Annotated in this window: 11 protein-coding genes and 2 pseudogenes; 9 read left to right on the forward strand and 4 right to left on the reverse strand. The window is 39.5% G+C overall.

Translation table 11 applies throughout. From position 1 onward, the window contains the following. Nucleotides 1-15 precede the first annotated feature (15 nt). A pseudogene (locus tag ACFG4S_RS29220) lies at nucleotides 16-614 on the forward strand (Uma2 family endonuclease). A 74-nt stretch (nucleotides 615-688) separates the two neighbouring features. On the opposite strand, the gene ACFG4S_RS29225 reads toward ACFG4S_RS29220, so the two are convergent. Continuing rightward, on the reverse strand, nucleotides 689-1,432 hold the full coding sequence (locus ACFG4S_RS29225; protein WP_392532392.1) for a Uma2 family endonuclease: 744 nt from the start codon (nucleotides 1,430-1,432) through the stop codon (nucleotides 689-691). 371 nt (nucleotides 1,433-1,803) lie between these two features. Between ACFG4S_RS29225 and abc-f the strand changes: the two genes are divergently transcribed. The 5 genes from abc-f to ACFG4S_RS29250 all read left to right on the forward strand — a co-directional run bounded on the left by abc-f (nucleotide 1,804) and on the right by ACFG4S_RS29250 (nucleotide 7,405). Then, nucleotides 1,804-3,420 (forward strand): ribosomal protection-like ABC-F family protein, encoded by a 1,617-nt coding sequence (gene abc-f / locus ACFG4S_RS29230; protein ID WP_392532393.1) that lies wholly within the window; start codon nucleotides 1,804-1,806, stop codon nucleotides 3,418-3,420. Between the two features lie 206 nt (nucleotides 3,421-3,626). Further along, nucleotides 3,627-3,953 carry a DUF6825 family protein gene (locus tag ACFG4S_RS29235; protein WP_392532394.1) on the forward strand — a complete coding sequence of 109 codons (327 nt, stop codon included), beginning with the start codon at nucleotides 3,627-3,629 and terminating at the stop codon, nucleotides 3,951-3,953. A gap of 137 nt (nucleotides 3,954-4,090) precedes the next feature. Further along, complete coding sequence (locus tag ACFG4S_RS29240) at nucleotides 4,091-5,776, forward strand: ABC1 kinase family protein (protein WP_392532395.1); 1,686 nt, start codon at nucleotides 4,091-4,093, stop codon at nucleotides 5,774-5,776. Between the two features lie 15 nt (nucleotides 5,777-5,791). Beyond that, complete coding sequence (locus ACFG4S_RS29245; RefSeq protein ID WP_392532396.1) at nucleotides 5,792-6,529, forward strand: Stp1/IreP family PP2C-type Ser/Thr phosphatase; 738 nt, start codon at nucleotides 5,792-5,794, stop codon at nucleotides 6,527-6,529. Between the two features lie 678 nt (nucleotides 6,530-7,207). Further along, nucleotides 7,208-7,405, forward strand: a complete 198-nt coding sequence (locus ACFG4S_RS29250) for an NblA/ycf18 family protein (RefSeq protein WP_392532397.1) — start codon at nucleotides 7,208-7,210, stop codon at nucleotides 7,403-7,405. Nucleotides 7,406-7,855: 450 nt separating this feature from the next. Here the strand turns inward: ACFG4S_RS29250 and ACFG4S_RS29255 are convergent, their stop codons facing one another. Beyond that, nucleotides 7,856-9,412, reverse strand: coding sequence for a serine/threonine-protein kinase (locus ACFG4S_RS29255; protein WP_392532398.1), 1,557 nt, complete (start codon nucleotides 9,410-9,412; stop codon nucleotides 7,856-7,858). Nucleotides 9,413-10,875: 1,463 nt separating this feature from the next. Here ACFG4S_RS29255 and ACFG4S_RS29260 point away from each other — a divergent pair. The 3 genes and pseudogenes from ACFG4S_RS29260 to ACFG4S_RS29270 form a co-directional block, all read left to right on the forward strand. After that, entirely contained in the window at nucleotides 10,876-13,674 is a 2,799-nt protein-coding gene (locus tag ACFG4S_RS29260; protein ID WP_392532399.1) for a PAS domain S-box protein, read from the forward strand. A 106-nt stretch (nucleotides 13,675-13,780) separates the two neighbouring features. Continuing rightward, entirely contained in the window at nucleotides 13,781-15,280 is a 1,500-nt protein-coding gene (locus ACFG4S_RS29265; protein ID WP_392530881.1) for an IS5 family transposase, read from the forward strand. An 83-nt stretch (nucleotides 15,281-15,363) separates the two neighbouring features. After that, nucleotides 15,364-15,603, forward strand: a pseudogene (locus ACFG4S_RS29270) (sensor histidine kinase); the annotation flags it as partial. Between the two features lie 75 nt (nucleotides 15,604-15,678). Here the strand turns inward: ACFG4S_RS29270 and ACFG4S_RS29275 are convergent. Together ACFG4S_RS29275 and ACFG4S_RS29280 are read right to left on the reverse strand one after the other, a co-directional pair. After that, on the reverse strand, nucleotides 15,679-16,461 hold the full coding sequence (locus ACFG4S_RS29275) for an RDD family protein (protein WP_392532400.1): 783 nt from the start codon (nucleotides 16,459-16,461) through the stop codon (nucleotides 15,679-15,681). A 45-nt stretch (nucleotides 16,462-16,506) separates the two neighbouring features. Further along, on the reverse strand, nucleotides 16,507-17,358 hold the full coding sequence (locus ACFG4S_RS29280) for a hypothetical protein (protein ID WP_392532401.1): 852 nt from the start codon (nucleotides 17,356-17,358) through the stop codon (nucleotides 16,507-16,509). Between the last annotated feature and the right edge of the window lie 15 nt (nucleotides 17,359-17,373).

Below are 17,373 nucleotides of genomic sequence, written 5' to 3' on the forward strand. Positions count from 1 at the left end.
CTAAATGTGGTTTTTATGCAAACACAAACACAAAAGAAATACTACACTCCAGAGAAATATTTAGAAATAGAGGAGACATCAGAATCTAAAAATGAGTACCGAGATGGAGAAATAGTTCCTATAGCTGGTGGTACGACTAATCATAATGAAATCGCCCTGAATTTTTGTACTAACTAATTTTAAATTTAAAATGCGGGGTAAAAATTACAAAATCCACATGGGTGATGTGAAATTCTGGATACCGCGTTACCGGATATACGCTTATCCTGATGTTATGGTTATTCAGGGAAAACCAATATATGAGGGCAATGGCACTACCAAAGTGACAAATCCTTTAATGATTGTAGAAGTGCTATCCAACTCGACAGAGAATCACGATAAAACTAATCAATTTAGATTTTATCGTTCTCTTCCGGAACTACAAGAATATATTATAATTAATCAATATGAATACCTTGTTGGGCAGTTTAATAAAAAAAAATGCTGAAGGTCAATGGTTATTAAATGAATACGAATCACTAGATGCTGTATTATCCATCAAATCAATGGATTTTCAAATTTCCTTCAGCGATATTTATGAAGGGGTAAATTTTGAAATTGATGAACAATTATAACTCTATTAAGATCCGATTTTTATTTAAAATTGCACTACATTAAATAGGTTATAAAAAAAGGCGATCGCAGTAGTCTAAATTATATCTGGATCGATATTTAACTCACGCAGTTTTGCAGCCAAATATTCTGCTTTTTGTTCCGCTTGTTCTGCTTTTTGTTCTGCTTGTTCTGCTTTTTGTTCTGCTTGTTTTGCTTTTTGTTCTGCTTGTTCTGTCGTTTCTTCAGGTGTTGGCACTAGTTGCCGATCTCGTGTAAAAAACCGCAATAGTCCCTGATAAACTCCTAAATATAACCCTAGCTGATGACTCCATAAATATCCAAGTTCATTTGTTTCTAGAGGTTGATATTCTCCGTCTACTAAATGAAATCCGGCAAATTCTTGTGTGTAAGGGTCAAACCAAAAATAATCGGGTGTGCGAAAGGTATCTTGATAAATTTCTTTTTTTAAACCTCTATCTGTCTTCGCTGTTGAGCTAGACAAAATTTCGAGAATTACATTGGGATATTTGCCATCTTCTTCCCAGACTACCCAGCTTTTGCGGGTTTTGCGTTCAGTCCCTAGCACTACAAAAAAGTCTGGGCCTCGGAAGTATTCTGATTTAAGTTGGCGTGGACTATAGTATATAGTCAAGTTTCCCGCTGCATAGAAATCATTTCTATCTCGCCACAGCCATTCCAGACATGTTAAAAGTAAGATTATTTGTCGTAGGTGCAGTTCGCTTTCCAAGGGAGGCTCATCACTAAATAAATCACCAGGAGGAAATATAACATCTTGACAGATGCCTTCTTGAGAATCTAATTCTTGAGCTATGGTCATAGAAATGATACGGCATCAAGTAGTTATGGATTTATTTTAGCAGTCTTGTAGTTGGCGATCGCCCCGCACTTTGCCAAATTGCTTTGTGCTACACTGTAGTTAATATCAAACCTCATCACAACTCCAACGAGATAGCACCAATGAAGTAGTACCAACACCCGTTGCACTAAGGCAACAAATGTCAACGAACAATAAATGTAACTAGTTTGACAGGGTTACTTCACGTAGTCATTCATTAAAGATATTGTCATCATTCGTATCTATATCAAACCCCTTAATCAATGTCTGCGGTTAAGTTTCTTTTGTGTCTCATCTACCCGAAGTCGTTGTAAATATACGGGTGGAAGTTTGCGAGTTGAGGTTTGAAAATAATGCAGAAAAAATCAATCTTATTAGCTGAAAATTTAACCTATGAACTCAGCTTAGAAAAAACTTTGTTTCAAAAAGTTCAGGTGAATATTGAAACAAGCGATCGCATTGCTTTAGTCGGTCGCAACGGTGTAGGTAAATCAACTCTACTCAAGATACTTGCAGGTCAAATTACCCCTAATGTCGGTTCAGTTTGTGTTAATAGTATTGTTTACTATTTGCCCCAAATTAGTACTCTTAGACAAGAAATCACAGCAGATACAGTACTGAATTTTTTTATTTCTATTTCTGATGAGTGGTGGAATATTGAGGATATTTTGCAAACACAATTCCATACAAAAATTGACTTATCTTTACCAATTGCTAACTTGAGTGGTGGAGAACTCACAAAACTATTTTTAGCCATTGGTTTATCTCAACAGCCCAACTTATTATTGCTGGATGAACCAACTAATCACATGGATTTGCAAGCCTTAGAAAGTTTAAAACAGTTTCTTTTAAATTTCACTGGTGCGTATGTGATTGTCTCCCACAAACCTTTTTTCTTAGAACAGGTGACAGATGTTACTTGGGAACTTACACCTGTTGGTCTGAAAGTATATGGTGGCAATTTTTCTCAGTATCGAGAACAGCAAGAAATTGAGTTAGAAGCCGCATTGCGATCGCACGAAGCCGCCAGAAAGGAACTCAAACGTACCCAAGCCACAGCAATGCAACAACAGCAACGCGCAGCCCAATCTAGTCGCAACGGTCGCGCCAAGCTTCTAAATGGTAGTATTGATAAAATGGCAGCCGGACTGATTAAAACCAAAGCTGAGGTGTCTACCGGAACTGCGAAGAAGAAACATGAAGCAGCAGTAGCAAAGGCTAATGAAAAGGTTACAGAGACAAAGGTCAAAACTACCAAAGTCACGAGTATTCAGCTAGAAGAAAAAAATCAAAAGCGCCGAAATCTAATTAATATTCAGGGTGCAAATCTTAGGATATCAGAGCGTCTATTGATTCAAAATATTCAGTTGCATATTTCTTCTGGCGATCGCCTTGCAATTATCGGCGCAAATGGTTCGGGTAAATCGAGTTTGGTAAAGGCAATTTTGGGAATGCAAAACCAAACAGCAGTTTTAGAATCAGGTCAGATTTTGCTTGCATCAGCAATGAAAGCTATATATCTCGATCAAACCTATGAATTGGTAAATCGCCAGTACACAATTCTGCAAAATATGCAAGCTGCGAATCAAAATCTCAACTATCAGCTTTTACGCCAACAATTGGGACATTTTCTCTTTAAATACGATGACGTTCACAAAACAGCATCTATACTGAGTGGAGGGGAGTTGGCAAGATTAGCAATCGCTATGATCGGCATCTCTGAAATCGATCTCCTGATTCTCGATGAACCAACTAATAACTTAGACATTGAAACCGTTGAACAAATGGTAGTAGGCATTAATGACTATCAAGGCGCACTTTGGCTGATTTCTCATGATATCGATTTCCTCAGTCGGATTAATATTACCCAAAGTTTCAAATTGAAAGAACAAACCTTGCAAATGACAACCTATTTACCCAATACACCAGAACTATATTATCAATCGTTATTAGTATCTAATAACGATTGATATCTATGTTTATTGAGTTATTGTTAATACCTAGGCAAACTTTTCACTCAGTAGAAACTAAAATAATAGCAATATTTGTTACCATTATTTTATTTTGTACTTAACTTTGCTACTCATCTGCAATGTAAATCTCAACCCATACAATAGAAGCCGTAAAGCATACAGGCAAGTTATAATTCTTTTGCTGATGAACGTAACAAAAATTTATGAGTAACCCCCTTGTACAAGCCTTTTTTGTAGGCAGAGCTGTAGCTGAAGTAGTTAATGAGCGTTTAGAGGTCGCCTTGACCGATGCTTTGAGCGATCTGGGCAAATTTGATGCCGAAACTAGAGAGCAATTGCGCCAATTTACAGACGAAGTCCTAGAGCGGGCAAATCGAGCAGCAGAGGCTGCTAATGCTGGACAACCTAACACAGGTACTAGGAAATCTGGTTCAGATGGTGTAGATGTGCAAGCAGATATTGATGAATTGCGTGCAGAAATTGCCTTGTTGCGAACAGAATTGCAACATTATCGCAGAACTTCTGCCTAAATTTGGGCATTGGTCATTAGTTATTCCTCAAAAACAAAGGACAAATGACAAATGACAAATGGCAATTGACAATTTAGTAATCAGAGTCTCTTTTTTTGCAGATAATATCAGTTGCAAACCAACGGTACACGGAACATATGGAACAAGGTTATTCAGAGAAAGCATACCGTTGGAATCGGGAAAAATACTCTAGCAGACGGCGTTTTGTGGACATTTGGTCTTTTGTTTTGACCTTATTATTCAAACTTTGGCTGTACAACAAATCTTGGAGTTATCCTGGTGGTGTAACTGAAGTCAAGCAAACCACAAGACGCAAAACCCAAGCGGTTTGGATTCGCAATACCCTGCTGGACTTAGGCCCAACTTTCATCAAAGTTGGGCAATTGTTTTCTACCCGTGCTGATATATTCCCGATTGAATATGTAGAAGAACTAGCCAAATTACAAGACAAAGTACCGGCATTTAGCTATGAACAAGTAGAAAGAATTATTGAGCAAGAATTAGGCAAGAAAATTCCGGAACTATTTCCAAATTTTGAACCTATTCCCTTAGCGGCTGCTAGCTTGGGGCAAGTACACAAAGCTGTACTACATACTGGAGAATCAGTAGTAGTCAAGGTGCAACGTCCGGGATTAAAGAAGTTATTTGAAATAGATTTACAAATTCTCAAAGGAATTACCCGCTACTTTCAAAACCATCCCAAGTGGGGAAAGGGGCGAGATTGGCTGGGTATTTATGAAGAGTGTTGCCGCATTCTTTGGGAAGAAATTGATTATCTCAATGAAGGTCGTAACGCTGATACTTTTCGCCGTAACTTTCGCGGCTACGACTGGGTAAATGTCCCGAAAGTCTATTGGCGTTACACGACTTCCCGCATTTTGACCCTAGAATATCTTCCTGGAATTAAAATCAGCCAATACGAAGCTTTGGAAGCAGCGGGTTTGGATCGGAAAATCATCGCTCGTCAAGGCGCTCAAGCCTATTTGCTACAGTTACTCAATAATGGCTTTTTCCACGCCGATCCCCACCCAGGAAATATTGCGATTAGTGCAAGTGGTGCTTTGATATTCTACGATTTTGGAATGATGGGGCGAATTAAGTCCAATATTCGTGAAGGACTGATGCAAACACTGTTTGGTATTGCTCAAAAAGATGGCGATCGCGTTGTCCAATCTCTCATCGATTTAGGTGCGATCGCCCCAACGGATGATATGGGACCAGTACGCCGTTCCGTCCAGTATATGCTGGACAATTTCATGGATAAGCCCTTTGAAAACCAATCAGTAGCGGCAATTAGTGACGACCTTTACGAAATAGCTTATAATCAGCCATTTAGATTTCCAGCAACTTTCACTTTTGTGATGCGAGCTTTTTCTACTCTGGAGGGAGTAGGCAAAGGCTTAGATCCAGAGTTTAACTTTATGGAAGTTGCCAAACCATATGCAATGGAACTTATGACCGATATGAATGGTTCTGAGGGGAATAGTTTTCTGAACGAATTGAGTCGTCAAGCAGCTCAAGTAAGTAGTACTGCGTTGGGTCTACCACGTAGGTTGGAGGATACCCTAGAAAAGCTAGAACGGGGAGATATGCGCCTCCGCGTTCGATCTATAGAAACAGAACGTTTGCTACGGCGGCAGAGTAATATTCAGCTCTCAATGAGTTATGCTCTGTTAATTAGTGGTTTCACACTTTCAGCTACTATTTTAGTAGTTAAGAATTATCTATGGTTAGCACTGCTGCCTACTTTAATTGCAGCAGCTATTTCAGCGATACTGATCAGACTACTTTTACGCCTTGACCGTTATGACCGTATGTATTGATTGTTCAAAAAATTTATGAAAATTAATTTTACCGGTCTTAGCGATCCGGGACTTATTCGTTCTAATAATCAAGATGCTTACTATATCGACCCAGAGGGACGATTTTTTGTAGTTGCTGATGGAATGGGTGGTCATGCAGGAGGAGAAGAAGCAAGTCGCATTGCTACTACCGAAATTCAGGCGTATTTAGTCGCAAATTGGGAATCTTCTCAATCTTCTCAAGAATTGCTAGAGGAAGCATTGTGGCGCGCTAATCAAGCGATTTTGAACGATCAACAAAATCATCCCGAACGCGCCGACATGGGTACAACGGTTGTAGCAATAATTTTTCGCGCGTCAGAGCCACCCTGGTGCGCTCATGTTGGTGATTCGCGTCTGTATCGCTTCCGAGAATCACAATTAGAACAAGTGACAGAAGACCACACTTGGGTAGCACGGGCAATCAAAATAGGGGACATCACCTCAGATGAAGCCCGATTACATCCTTTTCGTCATGTATTATCCCGTTGTTTGGGGCGTCAAGACCTGCATCAAATTGACGTGCAACCACTGGATGTAAAAATTGGCGATCGCTTTCTGCTATGTAGTGATGGTCTAACAGAAGAACTTGTCGAGCAAAAGATTGCTAGTTGTCTCCAAGAAACCCCTTGGCTCGATAAAGCCGCCATCTCTCTAATTGAGGCTGCTAAAGAGCAAGGAGGACACGATAACATTACTGTTGTCATCGTCGCCCTCGAAGAAAATAGTCATTAGGTATTTGGGCATTGGGCATTGATTGCAGCCCAATTCTTAGTAGCTTAAAAAAAAGACAAACGATAAATGGCAAACGACAAATCCGGTAAATATACTCACCAATTTGTTCAGCCTGAGCATTTTTCCTTTTTACAATTTGATACAAATATTTTTAGCCTCCAAAATGACCTAAGGAGGCTAAATTTGCATAAATTCAGTAAATTGACATCTTGCACGTAATCAGGTAGAGCGACTATAATTCACGCTTATTACCATTCATTCCTCACCCTCTTTAAAGACCCTACCCCCGGAAGTTTTCTCCATACTGGCAAAGAAAGCATCCTAGTTTTTCTTAACCAAGGAAACTATCGAGGATTAGGCATAATACCTAATATTCTCCCCAACGGAGAGTTATAGAAAGTAGGAAGGAGTAAAGCAGGTAGATATACTTATCTAAGACAAAATAGAGCGTATTTTCCGGAATATGACTCATCGCTCTTGGGTGGTATATCAGGGGAATTAGGTGCAAGATATCAGATCGCAAAAATTCCACACTTCGGATGTGGGCAATCTGTCAAACAGTTGTTATCTTTCTTAATACGGAGGAACAAATGTGGGACAGATACAAGTCCAAGTATTATCCCTTTTGGACTTCTGTGAACGATATCACCATCACGCGTTGTTTTTTCGGAGTTAAAAATGAACCAACCCATGAAACTATCTTTAGAACAGCAATTCAGTATTTGCTCATTTGCTACTCAGGTACAGAATATGAGCAATGAACAGGCTAAGGACTTTTTAGTTAAGCTCTATGAGCAAATGGTAGTACGCGAGGCCACTTATCAAGAGCTTCTTAAGCATCAGTGGGGCTTAGATTCAGGTTCCACTATGGCATAGAATCTTTCTGATGTCGCAGTGGGCGACCTCCTTCTCTTGCTTGGTTCCAATGCAGGAAAAGAGCTGGGGATGTCGGGGCGTCAACTTCGATAAACGATTTTACGAATGTCTGGGGAAATGTCAACTCACGAAATTAGTTAAGAATGAGTAAAAATTTCTACTGTAGGTTTGTTTCAGTCTAGAGTTAATTTCCGACTCCAGTTTAAATCTACTTTGTAACTTTAGTCAAATTTTTTGTTGTTTCATCTAGGGTGAGAATCACACCTGCGTAAATTTATACTAACTTTCAATGTACACGAATGGGTTACATAGTGTCAGTTTTACAGATAATGCATTTCACTCTTTATACATATAACTAGAACTTAGACTCTTATATATATTTTGTTTATAAAAATTTACATGTGTTAAGTTAACGCTCTTGGGTTAAAGAGAAAACTTCAGACATTATTCCTAGCTCGAAAGATCGTATGGAGAATCTGTATCAATACTTTCGAGTTTTGCTAGAATTTGAGGCTTGATCTTTTCATATTCGCTTTTGAGCAAGTTTTTACTCATTTGTGGGTCAGCAGAGGAAATCAAGGTGTTGCTGATTTTGACCCACTCTTGCAGCCGTTGGCGTTGGGCAGAAGCGACACTAGAAAGCAGGATATGAGTACAGCGACTTGGTGTTTCTCGTGCAAAGAACAACAGACGGTAGTAACCTGTTTGTTGTAGTAAGCGGGACATTTCTTGACCAAGACTAGTTTTCAGATCGAGGTAGTAATGTAACCATTTAGCTCCGTGTTTGCGGTTGTAAATGACAGTAATCCACAACAGCACCGGATGGGGAACGGATATGAAAAGAAATTGATTATAGCGGGTACAAACTAAGCGCTTTTGAATTTCCTGTTGGGGTAGCATCACCCACAAGGCTGGTAAAACCTCCCCATTTATATGTATAGCTTGGGGAAAGACAATATCGGCAATTGGTTTATTTTGAGGCCAGGAAGTCGCACGAACAATTTCATCGTTAGAGGAGGATATCCGCAAATCGGCTTTTGTCTTTTCTTCAAGCTCAGTAGTGACTGTAATTGTTGCAGGAACTAGCGCATGATTGTTTTGTCTAATTTTGCCTGTGTAGTCAGGTTGCTCTATGAATGCTAAAACCTTCAGAATTTCACTGATGCTTTGGGGGCGATCGCGTGCTACTTTGGCTAGACAACTCATCACCAAATTTTCGATCTCTTTTGGTAGTTCTAATCCAGGCGAAACCTCAGCAAAGGAACGTGGTTTTTGATAGTGATGTGTTTTATACCATGCTCCAAACGAGTGAGTTGGTGCCACCAGTGGCATTTTACCTGTGAGCATCTCAAACATCATTACGCCTAAACTATAAATATCAGAACGGTTGTCTAATTCTTTACCCTCCATCTGTTCGGGAGAAGAATAAGCTAGAGTTCCCAAATAAAATTTTGTGTGGTCGCCATCTGACTGTAATAACTTAGCAATGCCAAAGTCTAGAACCTTAACCAATTCTCCAAAACTGGGATCTTGAATCACCAGCATATTACTTGGCTTGACATCCCGATGGATAATTGGGCAAATTGCGCCTTCAACCGGGATACCATCATGAGCGCACTGTAAACCCAAGCTCAGTTGACGCGCCATACTGATAAATCTTGGTAAAGGCAGTCTTTGCTTGCGAATAATATTGTTCAGGCTTTGTCCTTGTAAGTATTCCATGACGTAGAACGGGGTATCATTGTCATCTACGCCATAGTCCATCACTCGGACTATGTGAATACTTTTTTGTCCTAGTAAAGCACAGGTTTTTGCTTCTCGCTCAAAGCGGTCTTGCAATCGCATCTTTTCATTTTGGATGGATAGGGCGAGAAACTTCACAGCAACAGGTACACCACCCAACAAAATATCCTTAGCACGATAAACTCGACCCATTGCTCCAGTACCGATTAACTCCTGGAGTTGGTAGCGTTTGACGAGTAAGCGACCAATGTTGGGGTCTGACATAGAAAATTCGACTCTAAAAGCAGGTTGTAAGTGTTTGGGATGAAAAGTGCGTTCCAACTCATATCTCAATTCTTGCGCCCAGAAATTGCTTTCCAGGCTAGTAGTTAAAGTCAATCAGTGAACTAGCTTTTTTCAATCCTCTTTGAGAGGATTGAAACTATAATTTTGCAGTTGGCAATCAAGACAATTATTACAAATAGTGCAATATGCCAGATCAAACAAGCAAAAAGGGTAAATGTATACTGACGTTTTGTAGAATTGAGTATTTTATTTACGATGTAGTTTTAGTTTGCCCAATTTTGACTAAATAGATAACTCTCAAAGCTCCCAAAAATGCTGATTAGGGAACGCCAGACTCAACACACAATTCTGACAACTAAGTAATTACTAGGGGATTTTAAATATTCTGGGGGAAGAATCCAGTAATTAACAATTCATAATTCAAGGGTGGAGCCAGAGATAGTCTGCGAAGCCCTCACAATAGACTACGCTACAGCCTTCTGCACTCTTCATAGCAGTAAAACACCTTTTATTCCCGGCTTTGAGACAAATTGTTATCTACTTAAACCGACTTGAAATCTCCTGTAATTGCCAAAAAATCCAGAGCGAAGGTTTCTTGCGCTCTGGATTTTTTAATAGAAGCCATCCTCCAATAACACATAGATCGTGTTTTCAAACTAGTGGTTCATCGCATTAATTTTGTAAGCTTTAAAAATTCTCAGCATCTCCGTGTCAGCTTTATCCCTTGAGAACTAATGCGACACTCTCGTTTTTAGATGCCCCTAAATCTCCATCAGCTCGCAATACGGTTCGGTTAAAGGGGAAAGGTTAAAGGGACTCATGTTTTGAATACATCCTTTCCCCTTTACCCTTTCCCCTTTACCCCTTACCCTTTCCCCAGACCACACTCGATTGTGAAAAATGCTTATCCGAACCGTATTGCATCAGCTCGTATAACAGGTAGAAAATACACAACCGAATTAAAAAGGGAGGTTGTGAAGATCTAATGGGACCTTGAAAACACGCCCTAAAGATGAATTGTAGGGAAAAACAGAAGTAGGTGCTTCTGGTTGAGACCACGAATTTTGACTAATCAAATAGTTTCCATGAAGCAGAACCAGATCTTTCAGCCATGAAATTACATAATCAACATAAATTTACAGATCCTTTAAAGTAAAAAACTGCTTCAGTAATTTACTCGAAGTATGGGTATTTGTGATTTTAGTAAAAACCATCGAGTTAATCTTAATGATAACTTCAGGATTTCTCTAATTTATTTACACAAAAACAGGAGTTGTCACACATATAAAAATAAATAAAGTATTAATATAATTAACATAACTAACTAAGTTTAATAATATTGCTTAAAAGATCTATTTTTAGAGATATTGATTTAGTGATTTCAGAAGAGTAGGGAAACCAAAGTGTGTTCTAGACAGGTGCAAAGCTACGTTAACCAAATCATGAACGAACAAAAAAAAATACAACACGATGAAAAGCTATTTTGCCAACAGGCTAAATTCACAGAAGAAAAAAAGCAGAAAACAGAATTAAAAAAATTAGGGGAGCAACTGCAAGCTGAAACTGCAAAACGCCAAGCAGTTGAAGCACGCTTACGCGAAAAAACATCAGAATTGGCAGCTATTTTGCAAGTAGTACCTGATTTATACTTTCGGATTGATGGTAATGGAACTATTCTAGATTACAAATCAGGAAACATCGAAAGTCTCTATATTCCACCAGGAGTTTTTCAGGGGAAGAGGCTGCGAGAATCTCTCCCGACTGTTGTCGGCGATCGCTTTGAGCAAGCAATTACTGAAGTACTTGAAACTGAATATGCAGTCAGTTTTAAATATACCTTACCCTTATCACAAGGAAATGTTAACTTTGAAGCTAGGTTATTACCATTACCAGAGCAGCAAATTATAGTTCTGATCCGCGAAACCAGCGACAAAGTACAAGCAGCATTGATGGAAAGTGATGCCAAGTTTCGCACCATTATTGAAAATGCTCATAACATTATTTTTGCGCTGACGGTTGAAGGAATCTTTTCCTACGTTTCCCCTAATTGGACTGATATTTTAGGGCATGATATTGCCGAAGTTCAAGGTAAATCGTTCGTCCCCTTCGTGCATCCCGATGATGTATCCATCTGTGTAAATTATTTCCAAAGAATATTGACAACAGGTGAAAGACAAGACGCAATTGAATATCGGCTAAAACATAAAAATGGCAGTTGGCGATGGCATACAAGCAACTCATCTGTTATTAGAGATGCTAATGGCAATGTTTTGAACTTCGTTGGTATTTGTTATGACACCACTGACCGCAAAGAAGCAGAGGAAGCATTAGCAGAGCGAGCGCGTTTAGCAAATTTTCGTGCCGATGTAGACGCAGCCCTAACTCAGAGTGACACTATAGAGAACATGATGCGCCGCTGCACTGAAGCTTTAGTTCAACATCTTGATGCAGCCTTTGCTCGAATCTGGACGCTGAACAAACAGGATAATGTGCTAGAGTTACAAGTCAGTTCGGGAATATATACCCACATTGATGGTCCCCATAGACGTGTACCAGTTGGTCAATTCACAATTGGTTTGATTGCCGAAGAGGGTAAACCCCATCTGACTAACTCTGTGCAGACAGATCCCCATGTGGGTAACAAAGAGTGGGCGCAGCGAGAAGGAATGGTGGCCTTCGCCGGCTATCCTTTGATTGTTGAAGATGAAACGGTAGGGGTGATAGCCATATTTACCCGCCAAATAGTTACAGAATCAACTTTTAAAGCCCTGGAATTTGCTGCTCAAGAAATTGCCATTGGTATCAAGCGTAAACAAGCTGAAGAAGCACTACGACATAGCGAAGCCAAATTTAGAGAAATTGCCCAACGGGAAGCGTTAATCAATCGTCTTTCTAGCCAGATTCGAGCTTCCTTAGATCTCAATTACATTGTGGAAACAGCAGTCAAGGAGATTCGTAACTTATTCCAGATCGATCGCTGCACCTTCTTGTGGTATCGACAAAACACTGATATGCCTTACTGGGAGAGTGTTTATGAGGCAAAAAGTTCCTTATTACCCTGTCTGCTTAGCGACCGAGCAACTAAGGCAGAAATTGAACTAATTGCGGCCAAAACCTTAAACAGAGAAATCATCCGCATTGATAATATGGAAACTGAAAGCGATGGGCTAGGCCTAAGCACTGCACGGGACTTTTTGGGCGATTTCGGTTTTACGGCTTTTATGTCACTACCAGTACATACTCAATCCGGCGAGATTGGTGCATTTACCTGTGGTTATTGTAATGGCTTCCGGCCTTGGCTGGACAACGAAGTAAAATTATTACAAGCAGTTACAGACCAACTAGCGATCGCCATTGACCAAGCGAAACTTTATACCCAAAGTCGCATTGCTGCTGAAAATGCCCAAGACAAAGCCCAGCAACTAGAAGCAGCGCTGTTAGAACTTCAACAAACCCAAGCGCAACTGATTCAAACTGAAAAAATGTCTAGTTTAGGACAGTTGGTAGCGGGAATTGCTCACGAAATCAATAATCCTGTCAATTTTATTTATGGCAACATTACCCATGCCCGTGAATATATTCAAGATTTGCTGCACTTAATAGAACTTTATCAAGTACACTACTGCCCACCAGTACCAGAGATTCAACAACAAATCTATACTATAGATCTAGAATTTCTCAAGCAGGATTTGCCCAAAATCTTGAATTCTATGAATATGGGAGCCGAACGCATTCGGCAGATTGTCCTATCTTTACGCAATTTCTCTCGCCTTGATGAAGACGGGATGAAACCAGTAGATATCCATGAAGGTTTGAATAACACCTTGCTGCTGTTGCAAAATCGTTTGAAAGCTAAACCAGGACATCCGGAAATCCAAGTAATTCAAGAATACGGCAACCTGCCTTTAATTGTGTGTCACGCTGGACAGATGAATCAAGTATTTATGAATCTGTTAACAAATGCGATCGATGCAATTGAAGAGGTAACAGAGGAGAATAACCAATGCCCCATACCCACTTGCCCTGAGCAACTCGTGCCGAGCGGACTTGTACTGAGCGGACTTTTACTGAGCGGAGCCGAAGTAGCCGAAGTAGCCGAAGTAGCCGAGGTAAATCGTTCGCGTAGCGTCTCGCAGAGAAGGGATGCCCCATACCCAATACCCACAATTCGTATTCGCACCCTGATTCAAGAAAATTATGTAGGGGTTGCTGAAAAAGAAAGAGAAGCTCACAGGATATAGATTATCTGACCAAAGAAGTATATTCAGGTGCAAGACTTGAGGGTAAAATAGCCCAAAATCCTTGCATAACCGCGACCAGCAGTACACAAGTGTGCTGTTTGTAACCATGTACCGAAAACAGGGGCAAAATCCAATCTCACCAGAGAACTTTGAATTTCCGTTTTCAGGCAAGTTGTCATCAGATAATCGTTGGATTATTCTGGCGAATTTAATACCCTGGGCAGAATTTGAAGAGGAATATTCATCCGGGTTCTCTGTAGAGATGGGAGCGCCAGCAAAGTCATTTCGGATGGCATTAGGGGCATTAATAATCAAAGAAAAACTAGGAATAAGTGATAGAGAGACAGTAGAACAAATCAAGGAAAACCCTTATCTACAGTACTTCATAGGGATGTCATCCTATATTAATGAAGCTCCATTTAATGCATCGATGCTAGTCCATTTTCGTGAAAGAATTAGTGCAGAATTAGTAAACAAAGTAAATCAAGAAACTGTTAAGAGGATACTAGAGACAACATCTTCGACTTTAGCAACTGAATCAATTGAATCAACTGAATCAACTCAAAAAAAAAAAGAAGAATTAGAAAAAGAAGATAACACGCCAAAAAATCGGGGAGAATTAATATTAGATGCGACTTGTGCGCCAGCAGACATCAGCTATCCAACAGATTTCGAGCTATTGAACCAAGCAAGAAAACAGACAGAACAAATAATAGACCTTCTTTATGAACAGATAAAAGGTACATTAGAGAAAAAACCAAGGACTTATCGGGAAATAGCAAGAATTGACTACTTAGAAGTCGCTAAAAAGCGTCGTGTATCCCAAAAAGATAGGAAAAAAGCGATTAAAAAGCAGCTTCAATATATCAAAAGAAACTTATCTCATATTGACCAGCTAATCAGAACAGGAGCAACTCTAGAAAAACTAAGTACTAGACAATATAAAATGTTGCTTGTAGTTGTAGAAGTTTATCGTCAACAACTATGGTTGTATGAAAATAAAAAACAGAGTATTGATGACCGAATCGTTAGTTTAAGCCAACCACATATCCGTCCAATTGTCCGTGGAAAAGCTGGGAAAGCCGTGGAATTTGGGGCAAAATTATCAGCTAGTTATTTTGATGGATATGTATTTTTAGACCATATTAGTTGGGATAATTTTAATGAATCAGGAGACTTAAAAGCACAAGTAGAAGCATATAAAAATTATACTGGCTATTATCCAGAATCGGTTCATGTAGATAAAATTTATCGCACAAGAGAGAATAGAGCTTGGTGCAAAGAAAGAGGTATTATCATCAGTGGCCCTCCTTTGGGAAGACCACCTGCTAATCTTAGTAAAGAAAAAAAGAAACAAGATTTAGAATCTGAGAAAATTCGTAATTGTATTGAAGGAAAATTTGGGCAAGCTAAAAGAAGGTTTAGCCTCAATCGAGTGATGGCGAAACTTTCCCATACTTCTGAAACTGCAATTGCTATTACTTTTTTAGTGATGAATCTTTCTACTCACCTGTCGCGCGTGTTTTATGCTTTTTTATGTCTATTTTTGAAAACTGCACCTTTTTTGCAGTTTCCTATAACTGAAAGTTATTATTTTCTGAATTAGAGACAACAAAAGCTTATCTTTCATTTTGCTTGAATAACTAGTCAACCCAAAAGAATTGCTTTTTCATACTTTTTCAGCAACCCCTAATTATTCGCATTGCTGACAATGGCCCAGGGATAACAGAGGAAATACGCAGACGGTTATTTGATCCCTTTTTCACGACGAAGCCTGTGGGTAAAGGCACGGGTATGGGGCTATCAATTAGTTACCAAATTGTTGTCAAAAAACACAATGGGCAAATCCAGTGTATTTCAGCACCAGGAGAAGGCGCTGAGTTTGCGATCGCGATTCCACTCAAGCCGCAACCGCGATCGTTGATATAATCTAAGACTAATTTATCCTCAATCAGCGATGAATTAATCACCACGAACTAGGATTTCTTCCTGAGTTTTTTCAATCTAAAATTCTTGGTGTTGATAGACAAGATAAATAGCTTCTAAAAAGACATCAGGTGTTATGCCTTCTGGCAACTTTTCTAAATTAATAATAGCTATAACTTGCTCAGCTAACTTTAAAGATAGCGATGCTTTTGCTTTTAATGACATTGCACTACGTCGCTGCAAATACTCACGAATAATAGCAAAATCATCAGGCAACAATTGAGATAAATTAGCAGTTTGTAGTAACTCCTCGTGAAGTATCTTTGCTGGTGCGGAAATTGTCAATGTTGCTGATGCGGTGGTTGGTTGAGCTTGAATTACAATTGTTCCAGCTGCCAAATCACCCAAACGCTTTTCGCGGCTACCTAACATAATTAAAAAAGCCCCAATAAACAAAGTCTCATCAAAGGGTCGCAGTAAGGCGCGTAGGGTTGCTTGTTGTAGCCCGATAAGTCTACCATCATCTCGAACCACGCGAATTTTAGCAATGCGTTTACCAGGGGTTTGTCCAAACCATAGGGTTTCAAAAAATACAAAATAGCTAATGTAAATTGCAAAGGCGATAATGAAGAATATTGCTAACAACCAAAGTCCTAACTGACCATTGTTAAAAAAATCTTCTAGAAAATTGAACAGTTGTGTTGAGAAAAAAGTCCATAACAACACAAGCATGAGCAAACTTATACCCAAAAGTGTATAGTCAATTAGGAGTGCAAAAGCTCGATTGCCGATTCCTGCTAGAGTAAATTCCAACTCTACACTTTCTGGAGTCTGGAATGTAATGCGATTAAAAAAGCGCATATTTGAAGTAATTGAAAATTAAGAGAGTTGAACTTAGGTGTTGACTTAACGAAAATCTTGTGAGGGGGGTTCTCGTAACTGCAAACCCAAACCTTCACGCCGACTACGCAAGTCAAAATATAAAACAGCTTTTAGTGCTTGCCAAAATGGCATGATTAAAACTCCACCTATTAAGCTGCCAATCCAAGAAATAAGATAGACAATGGAGTAGAGAGCAGAGCCTTGCTCAAGCCTGATAAGGAATAAGCTAGGTAAATAGTTTAATACAAATATCAAAGGTAGTGTCACGAGAAAAGCAACTACAACGACACCCTGAATGCGAAATACTGAGTCTTTAGTTAACTCCCAACTTCTAGCGACACTTTCCCCGCCATTAATATTTTCCTCAACTGCGAGGGGTACTTCAGCTACTACCCAACGCGAGTAAAACCAGGTTAGTCCCAATACCATAATAATTACTGTTACAATTATTGCCAGTGTGGTTGTAAGTAATACAGTACCTGTATTACCACCTAATATGCTTCCTAATAGTATTCCCAGTAAGGCAGTGAAGATACCCCCAACGATCGCTAATCCAAAATAAATTACCAGCACAGATATTCCTACTTGGAAAGCAACTCTTAAAAATGACCACAAACGTTGATTAATATGGCTGCTAGCAGTTTGGACACTTTCTGGTTGGTAAACTAATTCTCCAAAGGCCAAGCGAGAAATTAATCCTGAAATGGCTGCATACTTTGCCCAGCCATAGATGGGAACTATAATCCACAAGTGAGCGATCGCGGCCAGATTAAGATAAGTCTTGAGATGAGAACGATACAGTCGCACCGCAGCACTGACAACGTTACCAATACTCAGTGGTTGTATGTGAGCGGAAGATCCAAAGTTTTCAGACATAATACCAAATTTCCC

The sequence above is a fragment of the Nostoc sp. C117 genome (assembly GCF_043099735.1).
GTDB lineage: Bacteria > Cyanobacteriota > Cyanobacteriia > Cyanobacteriales > Nostocaceae > Nostoc.